The organism is Streptomyces sp. NPDC090499, from assembly GCF_044769305.1.
Lineage (GTDB): Bacteria > Actinomycetota > Actinomycetes > Streptomycetales > Streptomycetaceae > Streptomyces.
This window is the reverse complement of record NZ_JBIVXP010000008.1, coordinates 284,154-307,934: the sequence shown is the minus strand read 5'-3', so window position 1 is coordinate 307,934 and position 23,781 is coordinate 284,154. Positions and strand designations below refer to the sequence as shown.

The 23,781-nt window shown below is 73.5% G+C and carries 19 protein-coding genes; 11 read left to right on the top strand and 8 right to left on the bottom strand.

Going from position 1 to position 23,781, the window contains the following annotated elements; all coding sequences use genetic code 11:
- Positions 1–38 precede the first annotated feature (38 nt).
- Both ACIQVL_RS29000 and ACIQVL_RS28995 read right to left on the bottom strand, forming a co-directional pair.
- Positions 39–1,361 carry an ABC transporter substrate-binding protein gene (locus tag ACIQVL_RS29000; protein WP_403425930.1) on the bottom strand — a complete coding sequence of 441 codons (1,323 nt, stop codon included), beginning with the start codon at positions 1,359–1,361 and terminating at the stop codon, positions 39–41.
- 276 nt (positions 1,362–1,637) lie between these two features.
- The gene (locus ACIQVL_RS28995; protein ID WP_403476768.1) at positions 1,638–2,771 is read right to left on the bottom strand and encodes an ROK family transcriptional regulator; all 1,134 of its coding nucleotides are present in this window, start codon (positions 2,769–2,771) and stop codon (positions 1,638–1,640) included.
- A 324-nt stretch (positions 2,772–3,095) separates the two neighbouring features.
- Between ACIQVL_RS28995 and ACIQVL_RS28990 the strand changes: the two genes are divergently transcribed.
- The 6 genes from ACIQVL_RS28990 (at position 3,096) to ACIQVL_RS28965 (ending at position 12,380) form a co-directional block, all read left to right on the top strand.
- Positions 3,096–4,001 carry an N-acetylglucosamine kinase gene (locus ACIQVL_RS28990; protein ID WP_403476767.1) on the top strand — a complete coding sequence of 302 codons (906 nt, stop codon included), beginning with the start codon at positions 3,096–3,098 and terminating at the stop codon, positions 3,999–4,001.
- A 274-nt stretch (positions 4,002–4,275) separates the two neighbouring features.
- Positions 4,276–6,207, top strand: a complete 1,932-nt coding sequence (locus ACIQVL_RS28985; protein ID WP_403476766.1) for a phosphatase PAP2 family protein — start codon at positions 4,276–4,278, stop codon at positions 6,205–6,207.
- 37 nt (positions 6,208–6,244) lie between these two features.
- Positions 6,245–7,996: an ArnT family glycosyltransferase gene (locus ACIQVL_RS28980; RefSeq protein ID WP_403476765.1), complete on the top strand. Its 1,752-nt coding sequence runs from the start codon at positions 6,245–6,247 to the stop codon at positions 7,994–7,996.
- A gap of 186 nt (positions 7,997–8,182) precedes the next feature.
- Complete coding sequence (locus ACIQVL_RS28975; protein WP_403425938.1) at positions 8,183–9,106, top strand: MurR/RpiR family transcriptional regulator; 924 nt, start codon at positions 8,183–8,185, stop codon at positions 9,104–9,106.
- Between the two features lie 409 nt (positions 9,107–9,515).
- Complete coding sequence (locus ACIQVL_RS28970) at positions 9,516–9,899, top strand: hypothetical protein (RefSeq protein WP_403425940.1); 384 nt, start codon at positions 9,516–9,518, stop codon at positions 9,897–9,899.
- Positions 9,900–9,983: 84 nt separating this feature from the next.
- Positions 9,984–12,380, top strand: a complete 2,397-nt coding sequence (locus ACIQVL_RS28965; RefSeq protein WP_403476764.1) for a SpoIIE family protein phosphatase — start codon at positions 9,984–9,986, stop codon at positions 12,378–12,380.
- Here ACIQVL_RS28965 and ACIQVL_RS28960 read toward each other — a convergent pair.
- Entirely contained in the window at positions 12,367–13,191 is an 825-nt protein-coding gene (locus ACIQVL_RS28960; RefSeq protein WP_403476763.1) for a peptidoglycan-binding protein, read from the bottom strand. The genes ACIQVL_RS28965 and ACIQVL_RS28960 overlap by 14 nt on opposite strands.
- Before the next feature lie 184 nt (positions 13,192–13,375).
- On the opposite strand from ACIQVL_RS28960, the gene ACIQVL_RS28955 reads away from it, so the two are divergent.
- From ACIQVL_RS28955 to ACIQVL_RS28940, 4 genes are all read left to right on the top strand, one after another.
- Positions 13,376–14,119, top strand: coding sequence for a TetR family transcriptional regulator (locus tag ACIQVL_RS28955; protein ID WP_403476762.1), 744 nt, complete (start codon positions 13,376–13,378; stop codon positions 14,117–14,119).
- Between the two features lie 160 nt (positions 14,120–14,279).
- Positions 14,280–14,699 carry a Zn-ribbon domain-containing OB-fold protein gene (locus ACIQVL_RS28950; RefSeq protein WP_403426268.1) on the top strand — a complete coding sequence of 140 codons (420 nt, stop codon included), beginning with the start codon at positions 14,280–14,282 and terminating at the stop codon, positions 14,697–14,699.
- Positions 14,700–14,751: 52 nt separating this feature from the next.
- Positions 14,752–15,138, top strand: a complete 387-nt coding sequence (locus tag ACIQVL_RS28945; RefSeq protein ID WP_403476761.1) for a DUF4440 domain-containing protein — start codon at positions 14,752–14,754, stop codon at positions 15,136–15,138.
- 135 nt (positions 15,139–15,273) lie between these two features.
- The gene (locus tag ACIQVL_RS28940) at positions 15,274–18,042 is read left to right on the top strand and encodes a hypothetical protein (RefSeq protein WP_403476760.1); all 2,769 of its coding nucleotides are present in this window, start codon (positions 15,274–15,276) and stop codon (positions 18,040–18,042) included.
- 33 nt (positions 18,043–18,075) lie between these two features.
- On the opposite strand, the gene ACIQVL_RS28935 is transcribed toward ACIQVL_RS28940, so the two are convergent.
- From ACIQVL_RS28935 to ACIQVL_RS28925, 3 genes are all read right to left on the bottom strand, one after another.
- Positions 18,076–18,471, bottom strand: coding sequence for a PPOX class F420-dependent oxidoreductase (locus tag ACIQVL_RS28935; RefSeq protein WP_403425953.1), 396 nt, complete (start codon positions 18,469–18,471; stop codon positions 18,076–18,078).
- 128 nt (positions 18,472–18,599) lie between these two features.
- Positions 18,600–19,358, bottom strand: coding sequence for a type 1 glutamine amidotransferase domain-containing protein (locus ACIQVL_RS28930; protein ID WP_403476759.1), 759 nt, complete (start codon positions 19,356–19,358; stop codon positions 18,600–18,602).
- An 85-nt stretch (positions 19,359–19,443) separates the two neighbouring features.
- Positions 19,444–20,616 carry a MalY/PatB family protein gene (locus ACIQVL_RS28925; RefSeq protein WP_403425957.1) on the bottom strand — a complete coding sequence of 391 codons (1,173 nt, stop codon included), beginning with the start codon at positions 20,614–20,616 and terminating at the stop codon, positions 19,444–19,446.
- A 190-nt stretch (positions 20,617–20,806) separates the two neighbouring features.
- Between ACIQVL_RS28925 and ACIQVL_RS28920 the strand changes: the two genes are divergently transcribed.
- On the top strand, positions 20,807–22,189 hold the full coding sequence (locus ACIQVL_RS28920; protein ID WP_403425959.1) for a S1 family peptidase: 1,383 nt from the start codon (positions 20,807–20,809) through the stop codon (positions 22,187–22,189).
- Between the two features lie 110 nt (positions 22,190–22,299).
- Here ACIQVL_RS28920 and ACIQVL_RS28915 read toward each other — a convergent pair whose 3' ends face one another.
- Positions 22,300–22,455 (bottom strand): hypothetical protein, encoded by a 156-nt coding sequence (locus tag ACIQVL_RS28915; RefSeq protein ID WP_351500593.1) that lies wholly within the window; start codon positions 22,453–22,455, stop codon positions 22,300–22,302.
- Positions 22,456–22,608: 153 nt separating this feature from the next.
- Positions 22,609–23,754, bottom strand: coding sequence for an ROK family protein (locus ACIQVL_RS28910; RefSeq protein ID WP_403476758.1), 1,146 nt, complete (start codon positions 23,752–23,754; stop codon positions 22,609–22,611).
- Positions 23,755–23,781 lie beyond the last annotated feature (27 nt).

The window sequence follows — 23,781 nt, the reverse complement described above, 5'->3', positions numbered from 1 at the left end:
GGTGTCGCGACCCCGCCGCCCGGCCCGCGGGCCTGCGATCAGCCGCCGACCTGCTGGTTGTAGCCGTCCACGATGTTCTGGAGGGCCTTGTCGGCCGACTGCTGACCGTTGATCGCCTTGCCGAGCTCCGTCTTGGTCGGGTCGGTGGTGAGGCTCTTGCCCTTCAGCACCCACGCGGTCTGCGCGTTGTTGAAGTAGCCCGAGATCGGGGCGTAGAGCGGGATCTCCTCGTTGTAGAGCTTGAAGGCCGCCTGCGCCGCGTCCGAGGTGAAGGGGTACTTCGGGCTCAGACCGCTCTCGACCGGAAGGAACCCGGAGGTCTCGACCAGCTCGGTGTACTGCTTCGGGTCGTAGACCCAGGACATGAACTTCTTGGCGGCGGCGGACGCGTCGCTGTTGTTGTTGAAGCCGACCATCATGCCGCCGCTGTTGACGTCACTGGCCTGCACCGGCTGGGCGGGGGTCGGGACGCTGGCCCAGTCGAACTTCTTGATGCTGTCCGCGAAGGCGGCGACCTGCCACACGCCGGACCAGTAGGCGACCACGTCACCGCTCTGGAACATGGCGGACGGGTCGGCGCCGCTGGTCCACACCGACTTCGGCATGACCTTGTCGTCGTTCAGCCCGACGAAGTAGTTCACGGCCTTCTTGGTCGCGGCGTCCGCGGAGAACTTGCCGGAGGAGTCCGCGTGGACGTACTTCCCGCCCATCTCGTAAACCATCGCGCGCAGCCGGGACGGCGACTGGTCGAAGGTCAGCGAGTACTTGGCGCCGGTCTTCTCGCGGACCTTGTTGGCCGCCGCGATGAACTCGTCCCAGGTCCACGTGTCCGACGGCGAGGTCGGGACGGCGACGCCGGCCTTCTTGAACAGCGTCTTGTTGATGAACAGGCCGGACGCGGTGACGTCCGAGGGGATGGACAGCACCTTGCCGGACGAGTCCTTGGCGAGGAAGTTGCTGTTGATGTTGTAGCTCTTGTTGTTGGCGATGGAGCTCAGGTCGATCAGCTTGTTCGACCAGATCGGGTCGAGCGCCGGCACGTCCGCGACGTCGGGCAGCGAGTTCGCCTGGGCGGCGTTGTGCAGCTTCGTCGGGTAGCCGTCGTAGGGGATGTTGACGAGCTTGACGTTGACGCCGGTTTCCTTCTTGTACTGCGCCACCAGCTTCTTCCAGCCCGCGTCCTGTCCCGGGACCGTGGAGATCCAGAACGTCAGCGACTTGGAGGTCCCGCCCGAGCCGGAGCCCGACCCGCAGGCGGAGAGCAGCAGGGCTCCTGCCGAGGCCACGGCAGCGAGGGGAAGCAGGCGGCGCATACCGCCGCGGCCGAGTCGGCTGGAACGCCGCACACCCACAGTGGTCATCTTCGATCCCATTTCTTCGGAGGGACTGAGCACGGCGCCGGCTGAGGCGGCACGGGTGCATTTTGAAGGAAAAGTCGCTTTCCGGGGGGCGCGGCCTCGCCCGGCCGCATCGTCCACGCGGAGTGAGGTCCCCGGCCGTCCTGGCCGTCACCGCTCGGGCACGCCCTCGTGCGGTTGCCGTACGTCGCGTACGGGCTGGGAGGCTCGCCCCAAGCCGGCGTCCCGGCCGACTTAGAAAGCGCTTGTCCGGACATTGGCAGACCGATTAGGAACCCGTCAATCCTTCACCCGCGCGCCTTCGGTCACGGTTTGGACTCCCTTGACCACGGCGAGCCGGGCGGCACCCACCACGGTACCGAGATCGCCGATCTGGCTGCTGACCACCTCGGTGGGCCAGCTCAGCCGCCCCAGCTCGGCCCGCACTCCGGGCAGGACCTGCGGGTCCGCGCCCGTGCTGCCGCCCAGGACGATCAGCCCCGGGTCCAGTACGGCGGCCACCGCGGCGGCCAGCCGGCCCACGTCGGCGGCATGCCGTGCGACCAGGGCACGTGCGGGCTCCCGGCCCTGGGCCGCCAGCGCGAAGAGCCGTTCGGCGGTGCGCGGGCACGGACCGTCGGTTTCCGGCCAGGCCTCGGCGGCCCGGCGCAGCAGGGCCTGCGAGCCGACGTAGGCCTCCAGGGCCTCCTGGCGGGGCTCCCGGTCGTCGTCCCAGGGGTAGGGCAGCCGGGCGAGCTCACCGGCCGCGCCGTTGGCGCCGCGCAGCACGTGGCCGCCGATGACGATGCCCAGACCGATACCGACGCCGATCCGCAGGTAGCCGAAGGTGTGGCGGCCCCGGGCGGCGCCCTCGTGGAGTTCGGCGAGGGCCGCGCAGTTCACGTTGTTCTCCAGGTGGACGGGGACTCCCGGCGGCAGGGCGACGGAGACCGCGTCGAAGACGGGCCCGGCCTTGGCGGTCGCCGGGCGCATGCCGGTGCCCGCCCGGCCGGGGGCGGTGACGTCGCCGATGGCGACGACGATGGCCCGCAGTGGGGCGCCCGCCGGCAGCGCGTCCAGTGCCTCGCGGACGGCGTCGGCGGCCCGGGTGCGGGGCGTGTCCGCCTCGGCGAGCAGGGTGCCGTCCAGGGCGCAGGCGCGGACCCGGGTTCGGGCCGGGCCGAGGTCGACGGCGAGGACGGAGCCGGCGGCGGGCCCGAGGCCGTAGACGGCGGCGGAGCGGCCGGTGCCGCTGGAGGCGGTGCCCGAGTGGGTGGCGAGCCCGGCCCCCTCCAGCTCCACGACGGCGGCGGAGACCGTCGGCTTGGACAGGCCCGCGAGGCTCGCGAGCTGCGGCCGGGTGGCGCTGCCGGCCTGGGTCAGTACGGCGAAGACCGCGCCGGCGCTCTCGGTGAGCCGGGGGGCCTCAGCCACGACGTGTTCCACAGTTCCCCCATGGGTCAGGGGCCGCGCTCCCCCGGGTGGCGGGAGATGCGGCGATGCGGTGCCGTTGTGCCGCGCGGTTGTGGCCTCGACAGCGTCCCGTTGATCGAGTCCGCGGCAACTCTTGACGCACTGTACTTCGTTAGTTAACTTCCTAACGAAGTACACGGTACTCGCCTGCCGTGCTCCGCAAGAAGCCCGTCCCGGGGCTTCCCGACTTGCTCAACTCCGGTCCGGCCAGACACGGTTCGCCCGCCGTCGTAGCACAGCGCAAAGCTCTTCGGCGCTGTTCGCCCAGACGACGAAAGAGGATCCGTGCAGGACACACCTTCTCTCCCGTTGGTGGTCGGTATCGACGTGGGCGGCACCAAGACCCAGCTCCGCGCCGCCGTCGGCGCGGACCGGGTCGCCGACCTCGTCCGTCCGAGCAGCGGCTGGCGGCCGCACGACGCGGCCGCCGCGGCCCGCTGGCTGACCGCGCTGGTCCACGACGCCCTGCCCTCCGGCACCCGCCCGGCCGCCCTGGCCGTCGGCGGGCACGCCTGCGAGACCCCCCGTCAGTGCGCCGGCATCGCCGCTGCCCTGCGGGACCTCCTCGACGTGCCGGTCCGGGTGGTGGGCGACGCCGAGCTCCTCGTCCCCGCCGCCGGCCTGGACAAGGGGGTCGGCCTGGTCGCCGGCACCGGCTCGGTGGCCGTCGGCAGGCAGGCCGACGGCAGCCCCGTGCAGGTGGGCGGCTGGGGCGCGGTCCTCGGCGACGAGGGCGGCGCCGCCGGACTGGTCCGGGACGCCGCCCGCGCCGTCTGGGCCGCGCACGACCGCGGCGAGGCCCCGGACGCCCTCGCGGCCGGACTCGTCGCCGCCTTCGAGGTGGCGGAGGTGCCCGCGCTCGGCGCCGCCCTGGAGAGCGCCTCCGACGTCTCCGCCGAGTGGGGCCGGCACGCCCCGGTGCTCTTCGCCGCGGCCGACGCGGGCTCCCGGCTCGCGGCGGACGTGATAGCCGACGGCGGCCGTGCCCTCGCCGGCCTGGTGGCCCGGCTCGCCGCGCGCGGTCTCGCGGTGGACGACGTGGTGGTCGCGGGCGGCACGATCCTGTCCCAGCCGCGCCTGTACGACGCCTTCGCCGACGCGCTCGCCGAGGCGGTACCCGGCGCCCGGCCGCAGCCGTTGCGGCTCCCGCCGGTCGAGGGAGCGGTGGCGCTGGCGCGTTCGGTCCTGTGAGAAACCTGTCCGCAGCCCGTCGGGTCCCGCAGCACTGGACCACGGGCCGTTCGAGGCTGCGAACGCGCAGGTCCCGGGCGGTTCTTCCTGTGAACCACGGAACCGCCGTTCAACTCCGGGTCACACGACGGTCGTCGGGCGATGACCGCGGGGACACGAACTCACCCTAGAACTTCGCTCGTTCAACACTTTTCCCACGCGAACCCAGACGCTCGCGCGCAACTGGAGCATCTGGGTTCGCGTGAACTCCCCAGAATTCAAGAGAGGCACACCCATGCCGTCACCTGCCGGGCACCACTCCGCTTCTCCGACCCGTGGCCCCGCCGTCGGCCGACGGGGATTCCTGAAGACCTCGCTCGGCGCGTCGGCGGGTGTGCTGGCGGCCCCGACCTTCGTCGGCTGGCTCGCCGCCGCCGACGCCAAGGCCGCCACGGCCCTGGCGTTCGTCGACGACTACAAGACGAACATCAGCACCAACCTCACCGCCGACACCAACGCGGTGGTCCGCATCCTCGGCGGCTTCGCGCGGATCTGGAAGACCGGTACCGCCTGGAACACGGGCAGCGTGCTGCGCGCCGACATCCTGCGCGACAACATGCGCTACTGCGCCAAGATCACCAGAAAGCGCAGCGCCGCCGACGCGAAGAAGGCGTTCATCTACGACCGCCAGCACCAGAGTTACGCGATGATCGCCGGCCTCGGCCCGCTCGCCGACGTCTACCGGGCCGGTGCCCTCGCGGTCACCTCGATCACCAGCGCCCCCGACGGCACGCCCGCCACCACGGTCAACGACGCCGTCCCGGCCGGCGCCCCGGCGGGCGCCGCGCTCGGCGCGGGCTCGCACGACTCGGCGCTGGGCAAGGTGGCCACCCTGGTCGACACCCTGCGCGGCAACTACGCGTCCGGCAACCCGTCCAAGTACGCCTACCAGTACCCGCGTCCGTGGCGCATGAACGAGGACAGCCAGGTCGTCGACACCGGAAAGACCGACGCGTACGGCTTCCCGGTCTACGACTCCGAGGTGGCCGTCGCCCCGCAGCTGCTGCGCCAGCGCAGCACCTCCCCCACCGACGACGGCGGCTTCCCGTCCGGCCACACCAACGCCTTCCACCTGGCGGGCCTGGCCTACGCGTACGCGGTGCCGGAGCGCTTCCAGGAGCTGGTCACCCGCGCCCTGGAGCTGAGCGACACCCGCATCGTCGCCGGTATGCACAACACGGTCGACGTGATCGGCGGCCGCATCATGGCCACCGCGCTGGCCGCCGCCACCCTCGCCGACCCGGCCAACGCCGACCTCAAGGCGGCCGCCCGCGCCCAGGCCCTCGCCTACTTCGCGGCGCAGACCGGCTCCACCGCCGACACCCTGTACGCCTACGCCCACTCGGCCGGCACCGCGACCGACCCGTACGCCGACCGCGCGGCCAACGAGCGCGCGGCCACGCCCCGGCTGACGTACATCCTGGACCGGGAGGGCCGCGAGCTGCCGTTCGACGTGCCCAAGGGCGCGGAGGTGCTGCTTGAGACCCGGCAGCCGTACCTCACCGCCGACCAGCGCCGTGAGGTGCTGCGCACGACCGGCCTGCCCTCCGGGTACGTGCTGCTGGACGGCCCGGAGCAGTGGGGCCGCCTCAACCTGTTCGCCGCGGCGGACGGTTACGGCGCCTTCGACGCGGACGTCACCGTCACCCTGGACGCGGCGGCCGGCGGGTTCGCGGCGGCCGACGCCTGGCGCAACGACATCGACGGCCACGGCGGTCTGACCAAGAAGGGCACCGGCACGCTGGCCCTGACCGGCGACAACAACTACCGGGGCGGCACCGTGCTGGCGGCCGGCACCCTGGTCGCCGCTTCCGGGGACGCGCTGGGCCGCGGTGACGTCCGGGTCTCGGCCGGCACCCTGCGGGTCGCCTCGGAGCTGTTCGTGCGCGGCACGTACACGCAGGACGCGGGCGCCCTCGCCGTCACCCTGGCCAAGGGCTGCAAGGCGCCGCTGACGGTGAAGCACCTGGCCGTCCTCGGCAAGGGCGCCACCCTGTCGCTCACCCTCGACACCGAGCGCCCGCCGGCCGCGGGCAGCACCCTGCCGGTCGTCGACGCGCCCCGGCTGCGCGGCCAGTTCGACAAGGTGGAGCTGAACTCCGCCACGCTGCGGGCCGTACCCGTGTACACGGCAGACGGTCTGTCGGTACGACTCGTGAAGCGGTGACGCGCCCGGTGGCGGGAGCGATGCGACAGTAAGGCCCATGGCTGCTCGTGATCGCTCCCGTCACCGCGGGCCCGGTGTCCCCGCGGGGCGGATGATGGCAAGCGAACAGCAGTCGGTCCTCGAACCCGGCGTCCCCGACCTCCCCGACAGCCCCGGCCCCCTCCCCCGGCCCGCCGCCGCGGCCCGCCTGACCGCCGCCCTGCGCGCCCGCCGCAGGTGGCTGGTGCCGGTCCTCACGGTGCTGCTGCTCGCCCAGATGGCGGCGGCCATGGTGACCACCGCCGTGCAGCAGACCCCCACCATCGACGAGCCGGTCTACGTGGCGACGGCCACCGACTACCTCCACGAGCACCGGCTGCGCTACAACACCGAGCACCCGCCGCTCGGCAAGCTGGTCGTCATGGCCGGGATCGCCGTCGCCGACCCGCACTACGACGCGGCGTACCGGGGCGACCAGGGGCAGGTGGGCCGGCATCTGCTGTACTCGTCCGGCAACGACCCCTGGCGGGTGATGCTGTGGGCACGGCTGCCGGTGATCGCGCTGACGCTGCTGTTCGGTCTGGTGGCGTTCGCCTTCGCCCGAGAGGTCCTCGGTGCGGCCGCCGGGCTGCTGGCGCTCGCCCTGTACTGCTTCTCGCCGGACCTCGTCGCGCACGGCTCGCTGGCCACCCTGGACGTGCCGTCCGCCGGGTTCGTGCTGACGTCTGCGTGGCTGGTGTGGCGGGCCCGGCGCCGGCCCCGGCTGTACCTGCCCCTGGCGGGGGCCGCGCTGGGGGCCTCGGTGGCGACGAAGATGAGCGCGCTGCCCGCGATCCCGGTGCTGGTGGCGCTGGCGGTGCTGGCGGTGTGGGGGGCGCGCCCGGGGCGTGCGCGGCGCGCCCTCGCGGCCGCGGTCGTGGTGACGGTGACGGCGGTCGCCGTCGTCTGGCTCTCCTACCTGGCGGTCGATCCCCGGCTGCGTGCGCTGTCCGCCGAGCCGGTGCCGGCGGTGCACGGCCTGCGGGGCCTGCTGACCGGCCTGCTGCCCTTCCCCGAGTCCTACCGGGACGGCATGCGGATGCAGTTCGCGCTGGAGGACTACCCCTGGCAGGGCTATCTGTTCGGGCACCTCTACACCGGCTCGCGCTGGTACTACCTGCCGGCCGCCCTGCTGGTGAAGACCCCGCTCGGCATGCTGGCGCTGTGGGCGGCGGGTGCCCTCGCGCTGCTCGCGGTACGGCGGCTGCGGCGGGCCGCGCCCTACCTCCTGCTGCCGCCGGCCGTGCTGCTGGCCTCGGCGATGACCGGGTCACGGGACTTCGGGACGCGGTACGCGGTCTTCATGCCGATGTTCCTCGCGGTGGCCGGGGCCGCGGCCCTGACGGTGCGCCGGCGCTGGGCACGGCCGGTCGGCGGGGCGCTGGTGCTGTTCGTCGCGGTGAGTTCGCTGCGGACGTTCCCGTTCTATCTGCCGTACGCCAACGAGGCGTTCGGGGGTCCGGCGAAGACGCATCTGTGGCTGCACGACTCCAACGTGGACTGGGGGCAGGACCTGGGCAGGCTCGCCGACCGGCTGGCGGAGCGCTACCCGGGCGAGCGGATCTGGCTGGTCTACAAGGGCAGTGGTGTCCCGGCGTACTACGGGATCCACGCCGCCGACCCCCGCAAGGTGCCGCCGGGGCAGGTGCACGGGCTGCTGGTCGTCTCGGACTCGTCGGCCGCCAAGGCGCGGGGCGGACTGGCCGAATTGATCGACACCAGCCGTCCGGTCGATGATGTCGGTCATTCGATCACCATCTATCGGCGGTGACCGTACGATCCACCCGATCCGCCGGCGAGGGCCACCGCATCCGTCGCCGGCGGGCACCGGAATCCCGGTGCTGTTTCCGCATCCTGGGCGTTCGGCGCCAGGACGGTCCGGCGTACCGCACAACCCCTGGTCACCACGGTCCGTGAGCTATGTTGAGTCCTCGTGGGAGACAAAGGAGGCGCTTCGGTGCCATCGCCGCAGCAGGCACGAGCACAGGCATCCGCGATCACCTCGGGCAAAACCGTGCCGGAGGCGGAGGCCGCGCCCACCTCCCAGCTCCGTGAGCTCTTCGACGGCCCCCGGCTCTCCCCCGGCCAGCGCCGCATCGCCCAGTACCTGATCGACCACATCACCGAGGCGGCCTTCCTGTCGATCACCGACCTGGCCGAGCGGGCCGGGGTCAGCCAGCCGTCGGTGACCCGGTTCGCGGGTGCGGTCGGCTTCAGCGGGTACCCCGCGCTGCGCGAGCGGCTCCAGTCGATCGCCCTGCGCACCCTGGCGGGCGGCACCGGGGCCGCCACCGAGCAGCGCAGCAACGAACTCCAGGCCGCCGTGGACGCCGAGATCGAGAACCTGGAGAACCTGCGCCGGGACTTCGCCGACCCGGACCGGGTGATCTGGATCGGCCGCGAGCTGTCCCAGTCGTCGCCGCTGACCGTGCTGGGCCTGCGCATCTCCGTCTCGCTGGCGGAGTACTTCGCCTACGCCGCCCGCCGTATCCACCCCGACGTCCGGCTGGTGACCCGGGGCGGCAGCGTGGCCTACGACGCGCTGCTGCAGTCGCGCGAGGCGGGCGGCACCTGGGTGCTGGCCTTCGGCATGCCGCGACACGCACAGGAGACGCTGACCGCGATCCGGGTGGCGCGCACGGCGGGGCTGCGGGTCGCGCTGGTGACCGACCTGGCGCTCGGCGCGCTCGCCGACGAGGCCGATGTCACCTTCAGCACCGGCATCGGGGCCCGCCTGGTCTTCGACACCTACGCGGCGCCCGGCCTGATGGCCGCCGCCCTGCTCCAGGCCATGACCGACGCCGATCCCGAGCGCACCCAGGCGCGCCTGGAGGAGTACGAGCAGGTCGCCGAGGAACACCAGTTCTTCCTCAAGGACTGACCCGGATCCGGTGCCCCCGCGGGACCTCGTAAGGGGAGTATTCACCTCATTTCACGCATGAATGTTTTCATGCGTCTTGCAAACCGGACGGCATATATAAATACTGCTCACGGATCACCCACCCGGCCCACTCCGGGCATGTTCCGCACCGAGGACGCACCGCTCGCACCCGCCCCGAGAAAGCCGACGGACCGCCCATGCGCACGCAGCACCACCCGCAGTGCCGGCGGCCGGCGTCCGGGGCCTCGCACGGACACCCCCAGCCGCCGTCTCCTACCCGCGTCGGCGCCGGGGTTGTTCGAACGGGCATCGCCTGCGCGATCCGCCCGCGGCGGCTCCGGCCATCCCCTAGGCCGGAGCCGCCAAGACCTCCGTCGAGCACCCTCACGACGCCGCACACCCGGAAGCGATGACCATGACTCTGACGACGACCGCGCGCATCAGCCCCGACTGGCCCTGCCAGGTGAAGGCACCGGGCAGTTACGACTGGGAGCGCTCCGCCGCCAAGTGGCTGCGCGAGCTGGTCCCGGCCCGCTATGCCAGCTATCCGGCACTGATCAGGCACCCCGTGCTGCTCGCCCGGCACGCGCAGATCCAGGTCCAGCAGGAGGTCCGGGTGGCGCGCACGGCGCTGCAGACCGCACGGGCCGAGCTGCCCCTGCTGGGCCTGCCGGAGTCGGTCATCGAGCACACCATCAAGCTGTACGCGGCGGAGGTCATGCAGCTGCAGCACATCGCCCGCAGCGTCCGCGTGGTCACCGAGGCGCTCGTCGGGCACAGCACCGGCCGCTGACCATATCCGTTCACCGATGCCCATATCCTTCACGGATCGGGTACGAGTGTGATCGGAGGCACCGACTTGTGCCATGCTCGACCCGTGACGAGCGAGTACGTGCCTGCCGTGGAAAGCGGCGCCGTCGCCGAGCTGGCAGCCCTGGCCAGGATCGTCTCCAGGCAGCGCGCCGAGCTGGACCGGCTACGGGAGTCGGCGGCCACTTCCGCGGTGGTGGAGCGTGCCAAGGGTGCGCTGATGGCCACCACGGGCTGCTCCCCCGACGCCGCCCACGAGGCGCTGGCGCAGCGGGCCGAGGCCGGCAACCGCACGCTGCTGGAGGAGTGCTGGCTCACCCTCGGCGCCCTGATGCCCACCCCGCCCGCCGCCACGGTCCCGGACGCCGAACCGCTCGCCCCGGCCGCGCCCCCCGGGTCGCCCGCCCCGCCCGGCACCGCCGAGGTCCTCAGCCGTCTCGGCACGGCCCTGCTGCACGTCGGCTCCCCGCAGGACCTGGCCGAGGCGTTCCACGAGCACCTGGCGCCCCGGGTCGACGCCGACGCGGTGCTGCTGTACCGGCGGCTGCCCGGCGACGGGCTCGAACTCGTCGGGCACGCGGGACTCGACGCCACGCTCGCCGCCCGGTGGCACCAGGTGCCCCCGCTGCAGGGGATCGCCCCGCTGGAGGTGCTGAAGGCGGGCGAGCCGCTCTGGCTGGAGCACTTCGCCGAGGACCGGCAGGTCTACCAGCTCATCGACGAACCGCCCGGCCACTGGCTGTCCCGGGCCTGGGTGCCGCTCACGGCGGACACCGCCCTCGGGGTACTGCGCCGCCCCGCGGCCCGCTTCTCACACGCGGACCGTGAGCTGCTGCAGTCCGGCGCCCGGCTCGGCGCCGGCCGGCTCGGCGCGCTCGGCACCCTCGACACCCCCTCGGAGCCGGTGGCCTCGGGTCTCGCCACGGCCGTGCAGTCGGTGCTCGACGCACTGCCGGGAGCCACGGTCCTGCTGATCCCGCTGCGCACCGCGGCCGGGGAGGTGGAGGACTACCGCATCGAGGCGGCCACTCCGGGTGCCGTCGACATCCTGGGCCGCACCGGCCGGGAGCTGATCGGCTCGCACATCCTGGAGAGCTATCCCTCCGTCGCCGGGGAGTCCCTGTGGCAGGGGTACCTGAAGGCGCTCTCCGGAGACGAGCCGTACGAGGGCGAGCCGTTCGTCTACGAGGAGATCGTCGCGGGGGTGACCGTGACCGCCACCTACTCGGTGCGGGCGGCGCGGGCCGGCGACGGGCTGCTGGTGACCTGGCTGCGGCACGACACCGAGGAACGGCAGGAGCAGCGGCTGGCGGAGCTGCAGCGGCTGGGCAACCTCGGCTGGGCGAACTGGAACCTGGTCACCCGTCAGGTCAACTGGTCGCCGCAGGTGTACACGATCCTGGGCCGCGACCCGGGGCGGGGAGCGGTGCCGCTGGACCTGCTGCCCGACCTGGTACTGCCCGAGGACGCCCACGCGCTGGCCCGTGCCGTCACCGAACTCGCCCGTTCCGGCCGGTCGTTCGACGTGCCGTTCCGGATCAGGACCGGGAACGCGGTACGGCACCTGCGGGCCGTCGCGGAGGCGGTCAGCGCCGCGGACGGCACGGTCGTCGAGGTGCACGGCTTCGTGCAGGACCTCACCGCGCAGCGCAGCGCCGAACTCGCCCTGGTGGACAGCGAGCGCGCGATCCTCGTGCAGCGCGGCGTCCTGGACGCCGAACGGGCGCTCGCCGCCCGGCTCCAGCACGCGCTGCTGCCGCTGCCCAGCAACCCGCTGCAGCTGCACGGGCTGCGCGTCGAGGTCGCCTACCTGCCCGCACAGGCGGGGGTGCACGTCGGCGGTGACTGGTTCAGCGCCATCGAACTGCCCGACGAAGCCGCGCTGTTCGTGGTCGGCGACGTGGCGGGCCACGGTGTCGACGCGGTCGCCACGATGGCCCAGCTGCGGTTCACCGCCAAGGGCATGGTGAGCACCGGCTCCTCCCTGACCGGTGCGCTGGCCCGGCTCAACTTCCTGCTCCTGCACTCGCGCGACGCCCAGTCCACCGCGACGCTCGTCCTGGCCCGCTACGACCCTGCCGAGCGGCGCCTCGCCTGGGCCCAGGCGGGGCACCCGCCGCCGCTCCTCGTGCGCGGCGGCAGGGCCTACCGCCTCGACCGTCCGGCCGGCATGCTGCTCGGCGCGTCGGCGGATCCCGTCTACGAGTCCGCCGAGTTCCAGCTGGAGCCCGGCGACCGGCTGCTGCTGTACACCGACGGCCTGGTCGAGCGGCCCGGCGAGGACATCGACGCGGGCCTGGACCGCCTGGCCGCGGCCGCGCTCGCCGCCGGCCCCGCCTCCCTGGACGACCTCCTCGCCGCGACGCTGACGGGCGAACGGCGCGACGACGTGTGCGTGCTGGACATCCGGGTGCCGGTGCAGGGCGAGCGGCAGGCGCCGCTCCGGGCGGTCAGCCACCGGTGAGGCTGGTGCGGGACTCCAGGGAGCGGCGGGTGTCGTCGCCGTAGACACCGCGTTCGTCGCCGCTGATGCCGTACCAGACCTGGAAGCGTTCCACGGCGGCGGTCAGGGCGGCGTCGTAGGTGCCGCCGGTGGAGCCGTCGCGGTACACGTCCGGGATGCGCAGCAGACGCTGCTCCAGCTCGACGACGTCGGGGCCGGTGTCGCCCTGGCGGAGGGTGCCGGCGCCGTCGGGGTCGGTGGAGGTGTCGGAGGCCGGCGGGGTCGAGGCCGGTGCCGTGCTGGCCGGCTCGGACGGCTGGGCGGCCTCGGCGGTGCCCTCCCGGCCGGGCAGCAGCAGGGCGCAGCCGAAGCCGACCAGGGCGGCCGCGCCGACGGCCACCACGACGGCGGCCCGGCGCAGTCCCGGCCCGAAGCCGAAGACACGGGACGGGTCGGCGCCGTGGCCGTACCCGCGGCCGCCGGGCGCGGCGCGCGGGCCGTCGGTGACGGGCGGCAGTTCCTGGGTCTCGTCCTCCGTGCCGGAATCGAAGGAACCGACACCGGAGCCGAAGGAACCGGCCCCGGCCCCGGTGCCGGAACCGGCGGCCGGCTCGAAGGCCTCGAAGTCCGCGGGGCCCCGGTTCCCCGCCGCCTTTCCTTCCCTCGCGTCTGTCGCGTCTCTCGTCTCCCGCGTCCGCTCGGCGGCCTCCGCCTCCGCGTGGAACTCGCGCATCAGCTCCGCGAGGGTGTCGAGCCGGCGGGGGCGCAGGACCCGGACCGGTTCCAGGACCGGTCCGCGGTGCGGCCGTTCAGGGTCGGGCGGTGTCGACACACTGCTCTCCTTCCACTCCCCGTGCGCACGGGGAGTCCGCGATCCCCGAGAACACATACGGGGGGACCGCCCCACCGGTTCAGCGCGGGAGCCGGTGCGGGCCCAGGACGGCCGGCGGAGCACTCAGTCCCCTGCCTGATGCACCGAGTGCCATGCAGGTCGGCGGAGTGCTACGTTCGCGTCCATGAGCTCCAGCAGCGTGGCACCGCCCGTCAAGCCGCCCATGCGGGACGCCCTGGTGGGGGCCGCCTTCCGGCTCTTCCTCGAGCGCGGGTACGAGCAGACGACCGTCGACGACATCGTCGCCCTCGCGGGGGTCGGGCGCCGGTCGTTCTTCCGTTACTTCCCGTCCAAGGAGGACGTGGTCTTCCCCGACCACGAGGGGTGCCTGGCCGACATGACCGCCTTCCTCGCGGCGGGCGACCCGCGGTGCGAGCCGGTGGGGCGGGTGTGCGACGCGGCCCGGCTGGTGCTGCGGATGTACGCGGAGAACCCGACCTTCTCGGTGCAGCGCTACCGGCTCACCAAGCAGGTCCCGGGGTTGCGCGCGTACGAGCTGTCGGTGGTGTGGCGCTACGAGCGCGCGCTCGCCGAGTACCTGCGCGGCCGGTACGCGGGCCGCCCCGACGGGACGCTGCGGGCGGACGTCGTCGCGGCGGCCGTGGTCGCGGCGCACAACAACGCGCTGCGCTCCTGGCTGCGTTCGGACGGCCGGGTCGACGCGGACGAGACGGTCGGCCACGCCCTCGGGTACGTGCAGGCCGCGTTCGGCACCACGGCCGCCGGCCCCGCCGCTGGCGGGGCGTCGGCGGCGCTGTTCGGCGGCGCGGCGGAACACCCGGACGACGTGGTGGTCCTCGTCTCCCGGCGGGACGCCCCGCTGTGGCGCGTGGTCCAGGAGATCGAGACCGCGTTCGGCCGCGCCTGAGATCCGGAAGACCTCATATTCGGGGTACGCAGTGCCTTTACGGTTGGCACTGAGTGCCATATTCTGTCGGCGTGCACGGTGGCACGGCCAACCGGGCACTGGCGTGCCCGGCCGGGTCCGGACACGCGGGATTCCGGGCGAGCGCAGGGAGTTGACCAGCGTGTACCACCACTCGACGAGCGCCGCGCAGTCGGCGGTCGGATTCGCGACGGGCGTTCTCGACCCCGCACCCGCGGACCGCGCCAAGGACGCCATCGTCTACCAGCGCTGCACCTGGTGCGGCACCGCGATGTACCACCGGCTGCTGTGTCCGGTGTGCCAGGGCAGCGAACTGCGGACGGAGCGCAGCGAGGGCACGGGCACGGTCCGCCACTCGACGGTGGTGCACCGCAACACACCCGCCGCGCGCAACGTGTCCCTGGTCGAGATGGCCGAGGGGTTCGTGGTCCGGGGCCGGGTCATGGGCCCGCCGATCGGCATCCACAGCGGTGACCGCGTCAGGCTCTCCACGGCCAAGGACCCGGTGCGGGGCGAGCCGGTCTTCCAGCTGCTGGACGAGCCGTACCGGGCCTGGACCTGACGGTCGGAAATCCGGTTGCCCGGCGGCCGGGGCGCCGGGCGAGGATGTTCCCATGAACGACGAACCGGCCCAGGTGGCGGCTGCGGTCGCTGGCGAGCTGCGGCTCATGGATCCCGCGGTGCGTGCCTCCCGGGAGTCGGCGGCCGAGCTGCTGGACCCGGAGTTCGTGGAGGTCGGCGCCTCCGGCAGCAGGTACGGGTACGAGCAGCTGCTCGCCGAACTGCCCGACAGACCGGGCGCGTCGACGGACGGCCCCCGCTACGAACCGTCCGGCATGACCGGCGTCGCCCTCGCCCCCGGCCTGGTACTGGTGACCTTCGAGGCCCGCCTCGGCGACCGCCGCTCCCGGCACAGCTCACTCTGGCGCCGACGCGACGAGCGGAGCGGCCGGCGGATGTACTACCACCACGCCACGGTCGTACCACCCGGCGTCGAGTAGCAGACTCCCCGCACGCGATCCATCCACTCCCGCCCCACAGGCAACCCACAGACTCGGCTCCCCGTCCTCCGGGACGCGAGGGGCTCCCCGGAACGGCCGGGGCGGCCCGTGCTCGCGTTCCGAGGAGGAGGAACATTGGTCCGTACCCGGCGCATATGGGTCACCGCGGCGGCGGTGCTCGCGCTTGCGGGAGGAGTGTCCGGAACCACGGCGCACGCTCAACAGGCCCCGGCCGCAGCCGTGTCCGACGGGAAGCTGCCGCCGGGCTGGCACATCGACCAGGGCCGGCAGGCGCCCCAGTTGGTGTGGCGGTCCGGCAGACGGGTGCCGATGGGGGACGCACGGGTCGAATTCCGTGCGGACGGGCGGCTGTTGGGGGTGCCGAGGCCGGAGCGGGACGGGCACACCTTCCGGCTCGGCCTGGACGGGGCGCCGACAGGAGCGCTGAAGAACCTGCAGGTCTGGTCCGGCGGACGCCGGTTGGACACCCGACCGAGCGCGGAGGCGTCCGGACCCGCGGCGGCGGTCACGCCCCCGGCCCAGCTGCCCGCCAATCCGGTGGACCCGGGCAAGCCCGGTCCGTACCGCACCAGGACGGGCTCGTACCGGCTCAGGTCGGTGCGGCTGCCCGGGTTCTCCGTCCCGGTCGAGATGCAGGCCGTGGTGGTCGCCCCCACCGGGGTCTCCGGGGCCCGCCCGCTCGCGCTGTTCCTGCACGGCCGCCACGCCACCTGCTACGCCCCGCACGGCGGCTCCGACGACGCCTCCGGCGCCTGGCCGTGCCCGGCCGGGACGCTCCCCATACCGAGCCACCGCGGTTACCTGCGTGACCAGCAACTGCTGGCCTCCCAGGGCTACCTGACGGTGTCGATCTCGGCCAACGGCATCAACGGCCAGGACTGGCAGGCCGAGGACGGCGGCGCGCAGGCCCGTTCGTCCCTGATCCGGCTGCACCTCGCACACTGGGCCGACTGGGCGCGCGACCCGCGCCACGCACCCCCGGTCGTGCGCGAGGCACCCCGCGCCGACCTCTCCCGGGTGCTGCTGATCGGCCACTCGCGGGGCGGCGAGGGCGTGAACCGGGCGGCGCTGGACAGCCTGTACCCGCCACCGGCCGGCCAGGACGGCTACCACGGCAAGGTGCGCTGGCACGTCAGCGGGACCGTGCTGATCGGCCCGACCGTCTTCGGCCAGAACCCGGTCCCGGACGTGCCGTCCCTCACGATCCTGCCGGGCTGCGACGGCGACGTCTCCGACCTCCAGGGCGAGGTGTACGTCGACGGCACCCGCGCCGTCAGCAGCGGCAAGGCCCTGCACAGCGCGGTGTACGTGATCGGCGCCGACCACAACTTCTTCAACACCGAGTGGACGCCGGGTCAGGCGCAGGCCCCCGCGGAGGACGACTTCTCCGACGACCCGGACCACCCGGACCCGGTCTGCTCCCCCGGGGCCGCGACCCGGCTGACCGCCGACCAGCAGCACCGGGCGGGCTCGGCGTACATCGCGGCGGCGGCCCGGCTGTTCGTCACGGGGGACGACAGGGTCCGCCCGCTGCTGGACGGTTCGGGGCGGCGGGCGCCGTCCGCGGACCCGGCGCGGGTGCTCGCGCACGCGGTCGGCGCGAACCGCGGTGCCGGGTTCCTGCCGGACGGCAAGGTGACGGTGACCGGTGGCCGGCTGTGCTCGGCGGTCGATCCCGACCCGGCGGTGGCCTGCCTGGGCGGGGGCACCACGGGTGTCTCGCCGCACTTCGCGCAGTGGGAGACGGGACGCGAGGCCGGCCGGCACGCGATCGCGCTGCACTGGACGTCCGCCGGGTCCGCGGCCCGCATCCGGGTGGCGCGGCCGGTCTCGCTCTCCGGTGCCGAGGCACTCGCGCTCCGGGTCTTCGTGCCGCCGAACTCCCGGGGCACCGCTCTCGACGTGTCCGTCACCGACAGCCACGGCCGGCGTGCCACGCTGGGCCGGGTCCGCGTCGACGGTCTGCCCGGCAGCGACCGCACCGCGTCCTACTGGGCGCGTGAACTGCGCGTACCGCTCACCGCCGCCCACCGGGCCGGCCTCGACCTGCGGTCCGTCACCTCGCTCGACCTGACGCCGCGTTCGGGGTCCGGACGGGCCTGGCTGATGGACGCCTGGGGCTGGCGGCCGGGTACCCCTGCGGTCCGCGCGGCCGGGCTGCCGCGCGTCGACGTCGGCCGGCTCACGGTCGACGAGGGCGACTCGGGCGTGCGCACCTACCACGTTCCGGTGCGGGTGTCCGGGCGGGGCAGCGGCCAGGTCCGGGTGTACGTCGTCGACCCGGCGACCGGTACCGCGAAGGACCGCCTGGTCACCGTGGGCCCCGGCGGCCACGGCATCGACGTGCCGGTCAAGGTGCGGGGCAACACCCGCTACGGCGCCGACGTGCCGTACGACGTGCTGGTCAAGGCCGTCCACGGGGCGGTCGTCGGCTCCTACCGGGGCGGGGTGACCGTGCACGACGACGACCCGGCACCCACCGTCACCGTGACTCCGCTCGCGGACCGGGTGACCGAGGGCTCGGCCCTGAAGTGGCGGATCTCGCTGTCGGAGGCCGCGGACACGGACATCGGCGCGCTGTTCGTGCCGGTGCCGGTCGGCAGCGGCGGCACGGAGCTGTCCACCAAGGACGTCGACCCCGGCTGGCTGGCCGACGTCTCCGGCGCGGCTCCCGACCCGGAGCGGCCGCTGTCCCAGGTGGACGGCCTGTACCTGTGGCTGGACGTGCCCGCGGGGCGGACGAGCCTCGACGTGACCGTGCCGACCGTACCGGACCAGGTCGCCGAACCGGCCGAGTCGGTGGCCTTCCGGCAGACGGACGACGGCGGCAACCCGCTGCCCGGTGGGCTCGCGCTCACCGGCACGGTGCTGGACGCCTCGTAGCGTTCCGCGCGCCCTGAGGAGGCCCCGGCCTTCTCAGGGCGCCAGGGTCACCCGGATGCCGACCGTGCCGTCGGCGCCCCTGCGCAGCCTGCTGCCGAGGAGGGTGAGGCGGCCGGTGATGCCGTACTTGCGGGCGATGAGGCCGCGGTAGCGGGCGGCGGTGGCCGCGTCGGTGATCTCGGCGGTGGCCCGGACGCGGTCGCCGGTCGGGTTGCCGCGCAGGTCGCAGGGGCCGACCGTGACGTCGGCCCGGCGGCGGATGCGCTTGACCTTGAAGGAGTCGGCGACCGTCCAGACACCGAGCGCGTCCCCGTCCCGAACCACCCACACCGGGGTGGGGACGGGGGTGCCGTCCTTGCGGTAGCTGGTGACCAGCAGGTACTTGCCGGAGCCGAGCCGGTCCAGGGCCTTACCGGTGTTGTCGTCCATGCCCGGAGTCTAGGCGGACCCGCGCGCCGGAGGGGGCTGGGGGGCACCCCGGCCGAAGGCTGGGGGAGGAACCGCGCGACCTGCCCCCACCGGCCCGCGGTCGGAGAACCGCGCAACCGGCGAAGCCCTCAGACGTCCGCCCGCCGGCGGAGCAGTTCGAGGTACCTGCGCGCGAACAGATACGCGTCACCGGGCCAGCGGGCCGACAGATAGGTGCCGTCCTCGACGACGAAGGCGTGGGTGTCGTCGGTCGCGGTGCCGCGCCGGGTGAGCTCGCGGGGGCCCCGCTCGAACTGGGCGGCGGGGTCGGCGAGGGCGGCGCGCACCTCGTCCTCGACGTACGCCGGGTAGGTGCGGTAGTAGCGGCCCAGGCGCCAGGCGGTGGTCAAGTAGGCGGTGCGTTCCATGTACTTGGGCAGGCAGGTGGTGCGGCGGCCGGACAGGACGCTGCGCCCGGTGGCCGGGTCCGCGGTGCGGGCGAGGACGAGGACGCCGTGGCAGATCGCGCCGACCGGGCGGCCGAGCGCCCAGAACTTCCCCACCTGGTCGCGCAGTTCGGCCGAGCCGAGGTACTGGCGCATGCCGGGTGCGTGGCCGCCGGGCAGCAGCAGCCCGTCGAAGCCGGTGACGTCCAGGTCGGACCAGGCAGCCGTGGCGGTGAACTCCGGTGCGGCGGTGAGCTGTTCGTAGAACCGCCTGGGTTCGTCCTCGGCACCGAGCTGCCCGAACAGGACGCCGGTGAGCAGCCGGGGGTCGGCCGCGGGCCGGGTGCCGGCGCGTTCGGTGGCGAAGACGACCTCGTGGCCGGCCCGGGTCAGCTCCCGCCAGGGCACGGCCACCTCGGTCACGTCGAAGTCCCGGTCGGGAAGCGGCATCAGCACACGCATGCGGCCATGATGCCAGCCGCGCGGTCACGCCTCACGCGAGCGTCACGCCGCACGCGAGGGTCATGCCGTTTGTGAGTGGCACGCCTCACGCGAGCGCCGCCGCCATCCGCCGTACCGCCTCGGTGATCACCTCGGGCGAGGTGGCCAGGTTGAACCGGACGTGCCCGGCGCCGCCGGTTCCGAAGCGGAGGCCGGAGTTGACGGCGACCCGGCCACGCTCCAGGAAGACCTCGGCCGGGTCGTCGCCGAGGCCGAGGGCGCGGCAGTCGAGCCAGGCGAGGTAGGTGGCCTCGGCGGGCCGGTAGCGGACGCCGGGCAGGTGGCGGTCGAGCAGGCCGGCCAGCAGGCGCCGGTTCTCGTCGAGGCCCGCGAGCAGGGCGTCCAGCCAGGCGGTGCCGTCGGTCAGCGCGGCCGTGTGGGCGAGGACGCCGACGTGGCTCGGGCCGTGGCTGACCTCCTCGGGCAACCGGGCGAGGTCGGCGGCGGCCCCGGGTCCGGCCAGGGCGAGCGCGGCCTTGAGGCCGGCCAGGTTCCAGGCCTTGGACGCCGACATCAGGGAGAGCCCGCGTTCGGCGCCCGGCACGCTCAGGTACGGCACGAAGCCGACGCCCCGGGCGGTGAGCGGGGCGTGGATCTCGTCGGCGACGACCCGGACGCCGTACCGATCGGCGAGGGAGGTGACGGCGGTGAGCTCGTCGGCGGTGTGGACGGTGCCGGTCGGGTTGTGGGGGCTGCACAGCAGATAGCCGGCCCGGCCGCCGCCGAGCCCGCGGAAGGCGCCCTCCAGCACGTCGAGGTCGATCCGTCCGCCGGCGCCGAGGGGGGCCTCCACCACCCGCCGGTCCAGGTGCGTGACGAACTGGTAGAACGGCGGGTACACCGGCGAGTTGACGACCACCGGGTCGCCGGGCCCGGTGACGAGTCGCAGCATCTCGACCACCCCGAGCATCACGTCGGGGACGATCGCGGTGCGGGCCGTGTCGAGCCCGTGCCAGCCCCAGCGTTTCGCGGCGAACGCGGCGAGCGCCTCGGCGTAGGCGGTGCCGGCCGGGTAGCCGGTGTCGCCGAGTTCCATCGCGGCCGTGACCGCGCGGACCACCGCCGGGGCGAGCGGCACGTCCATCTCGGCGACCCACACCGGGAGCACGTCCTCGGGGTAGGTGCGCCATTTCATGCTGGTACGACATCGCAGCCGGTCGAGGGTGAGGGCGCGCAGCGGGTTCGGCTCGCCCGGATTCTCCTGCGGGATGCTGGTCATGGGCTCAAGATAGGCGGCCGGGGCGGGGCCGGGAACGAGGCGTACGGCCGTGCCGCACTGCCACGGGATCGTAAAGATCACTGGCGCTGTGAACACCCTGGGGGCCGCCCGCGTATGGAGAGCAGGGCGCTCGACGACCGGAGGGCCCCGCGGTGCAGACACCGCGCGTTCGGGGTTTCGGGAGCCATGGATGAGGCACGCACGACGACGGGTCGTCCGGCGGGGGACACAGCTGGCGGCGGTCGGCGGACTCCTTCTGGGGGGCGCGATGGTCACTACGGCCATGGCGAGCGAGACGTCCGGCACGTCCGCCGTCCCGTTCAGTTCGGGCTCCGCGACCGAGGCCGGCAACACCGGTGCCGCACTGGTGGCGAAGCTCGGCACCGCGCGGACGGCGGGCAGCTGGATCGGCGCCGACGGCAGGCCGGTGGTGGCGGTGACCGACGCCGGGGCCGCGGCGATGGTGAAGCAGGCGGGCGCCGAGCCCAAGATGGTGTCGCACAGCATGAACGAGCTGAAGGCGGCGACCGCCACGCTGAAGGCCGCGCCGCGGGTGACCGGCACGGCGTGGGTGGTGGACTACAAGACGAACCAGGTGATGGTGGAGGCCGACAGCACGGTCTCCGCCTCCGACTGGTCGGACCTGAGCCGGGTCGCCGCGGGCATCGGCGGTTTCGTGCAGATGCAGCGCTCCGAGGGGAAGTTCACCACCCGGCTGAACGGGGCGCAGCCCATCCTGTCGACGGGCGGCCGCTGTTCGGCGGGGTTCAACGTGACCAACGGGACCACCGACTTCATCCTCACCGCCGGTCACTGCGGTCCCGCCAACACCATCTGGTTCGACGAGGGCCAGGGCAACGACCAGCAGGTGGGCACCACGATCGACACGCAGTTCCCGGGCAACGACTTCTCGCTGATCCAGTACGCGAACGGGAAGGCCGGTGACAACGCGGACGTGGTCGCGATCGGCAACGGCCAGGGCGTGCGGATCACGGGGGCGGCCGATCCGACGGTCGGCGAGAAGGTGTTCCGCAGCGGCTCCACCAGCGGGCTGCACGACGGCACGGTGACCGCGCTCAACGCGACCGTCAACTACCCGGAGGGCACGGTCACCGGCCTCATCCAGACCAATGTGTGTGCCGAACCGGGCGACAGCGGTGGCCCGTTGTTCTCCAACGGCATCGCGCTGGGGGTGACCTCGGGCGGCAGCGGTGACTGCACCACGGGCGGGGTGACGTTCTTCCAGCCGGTGACGCGGGCGATGGCGGCGCTGAACGTGCAGCTGATCGTGACGAAGCAGGCCGCCGGACAGGCCGCCCAGGGTGCGACGCCCGCGCCGTCCGCTTCGGCCAACCACAGCGCCATCGCGCCGAGCGCGGCCTCACCGGGTTCGTCGGCGCCGGTCACCGGGGACGACACCAGCCTGATCGCCCGGCTCACCGACACCCGCAACGTCGGTCCGGGCCTGCTGGTGATCGGGGGCAGTCTGATCGCGCTGGTGGGCGCCCGCTTCATCCGCGCGGAACAGGACCGCAAGGCGTACCAGCGCTACTACTCGGCCACTTGGGGCTGACGGGGGCGGCACGAGATCTGCCGCGCGAGGTCGCGCGAGGTCTTGCGAGAAGGGGCACCCGTCCGCTGCGGGTGCCCGGGACGGGCCGGTCAGGCCGTCTGGCCCGGCTGCTACGGGGTCGCCGCCGCCCATTCGAGGACGAGCCGCTGGTACTCCTCGCGCTGCTCGGTGCTCAGTGTCCCGCCCGACCGGAGCCACAGGGCCCGGATCTCCTCGTTGACCTCGTCGGCCGATCGCTCGGTGACGGTTTCAACAGTGGTGGACATGGTGTGAAGCATATGCCGGTCGACGTGAAGGCGCCGTGAGTAAGTACGATCGATCCGGACATATCGGACCGTGTTACTCATCACGTCAATGTGTCAAGCACCGGCGGGAGTTCGATGCGGCCCGGCAACGCCCGCACCTGCGGAAACGGCAGTTCAGCCGCCGGCCCGGCCGAGCACCAGGACCTGGATCGCCAGGACGGCCGCGCCCCGCGCCCAGTCGTGGAAGTCGGAGACCTTGGTCTCCAGGCCGATCGGGGCGGCGAGCGGATGCCGGTGGGCGCGGACCGTCTCGCGCACCGCGTCACCGGCCACCCCCATCAGGCCGACACCTTCCCCGGCCAGCAAAATCTTCTGCGGCATGACGAAGTTGGCGATCTGCGCGAGCAGCGCGCCCAGCGCCCGGCCGGCCTCGCCGATCACCCGTGCGGCCATCGGCTCGCCCGCGGCGGCGCCGGCGAGGATCTCCTCGTACGACGCGTCGCGGCCGGTGGCGGCCCGCACCTGGTAGCGGATGCTGGGGACGGTGAGCAGCGACACGGCGCTGCCGCGCTCGCCCTGCGGGGTGAGCGGGCCCAGCGGGTCGATGATCCAGTGCCGCCCGAAGCCGCGGTCCTCCTCGGCGCAGGGGACCCGCCTGCCGCCGAGCACCAGGCCGTAGCCGATGCCGGCGCCGATGGTCAGGACGACGAAGCGGTCGAGTCCGCGGCCGGCGCCGAACCAGGTCTCGGCCTCGACCAGGGCGGCCACGTCGTTCTCCACGACGACCGGCAGCCCGGTGCGCTCCCGCACCAGCCCGGCCAGCGGGACGTCGCGCCAGGACAGGTAGGGCGACTCGCCGACCACCGAGTTCTCGCGGACGAACCCGCCGACGCCGATGCCGATGCCCGCGATCGCGGGGTGGCGGCCGGCGAGTTCGGCGGTCATGTCGGCCAGCAGGTCGGCGACGCACTTCGGGTCGTGGCCGGTGAGCGGCCGGTCGAGGCGGGCGACGATGTCGCTCCTGAGGCTGGTGACCACGGCGTAGACCATCTCGTCGGTGATCTTGAAGCCGAGGAAGGACCGGGACTCGGCGACCACGGCGAGCGGCTGCGAGGGCCGGCCCTGGCGCGTCTCCGGGGCGCCCGCCCAGGGGGCCTCGACGAGCAGGCCGGATTCGATCAGCGGCTTGGTGAGGCGGGTGAGGCTGCCCTGGGAGAGGTTCAGCCGACGGGCCAGTTCGGTGCGCGACAGCGGGCCGTTGACGAGCACCTCGATCGCCACGGAGCGCTCCGCGGAGCTCAGCGGCAGCCAGTCGGTCACGGCTTTCCTTTTCTTCCGGAACTGAAG

Bases quoted from the DNA above. Each gene is read 5' to 3' on its own strand.
- ACIQVL_RS28980 (WP_403476765.1), top strand. From the start codon at position 6,245: ATGGCTGCTCGTGATCGCTCCCGTCACCGCGGGCCCGGTGTCCCCGCG.
- ACIQVL_RS28935 (WP_403425953.1), bottom strand. From the start codon at position 18,471: ATGGACGACAACACCGGTAAGGCCCTGGACCGGCTCGGCTCCGGCAAG.
- ACIQVL_RS28915 (WP_351500593.1), bottom strand. From the start codon at position 22,455: ATGTCCACCACTGTTGAAACCGTCACCGAGCGATCGGCCGACGAGGTC.
- ACIQVL_RS28945 (WP_403476761.1), top strand. From the start codon at position 14,752: ATGAACGACGAACCGGCCCAGGTGGCGGCTGCGGTCGCTGGCGAGCTG.
- ACIQVL_RS28920 (WP_403425959.1), top strand. From the start codon at position 20,807: ATGAGGCACGCACGACGACGGGTCGTCCGGCGGGGGACACAGCTGGCG.
- ACIQVL_RS28985 (WP_403476766.1), top strand. From the start codon at position 4,276: ATGCCGTCACCTGCCGGGCACCACTCCGCTTCTCCGACCCGTGGCCCC.
- ACIQVL_RS28955 (WP_403476762.1), top strand. From the start codon at position 13,376: ATGAGCTCCAGCAGCGTGGCACCGCCCGTCAAGCCGCCCATGCGGGAC.
- ACIQVL_RS28930 (WP_403476759.1), bottom strand. From the start codon at position 19,358: ATGCGTGTGCTGATGCCGCTTCCCGACCGGGACTTCGACGTGACCGAG.
- ACIQVL_RS29000 (WP_403425930.1), bottom strand. From the start codon at position 1,361: ATGACCACTGTGGGTGTGCGGCGTTCCAGCCGACTCGGCCGCGGCGGT.
- ACIQVL_RS28970 (WP_403425940.1), top strand. From the start codon at position 9,516: ATGACCATGACTCTGACGACGACCGCGCGCATCAGCCCCGACTGGCCC.
- ACIQVL_RS28925 (WP_403425957.1), bottom strand. From the start codon at position 20,616: ATGACCAGCATCCCGCAGGAGAATCCGGGCGAGCCGAACCCGCTGCGC.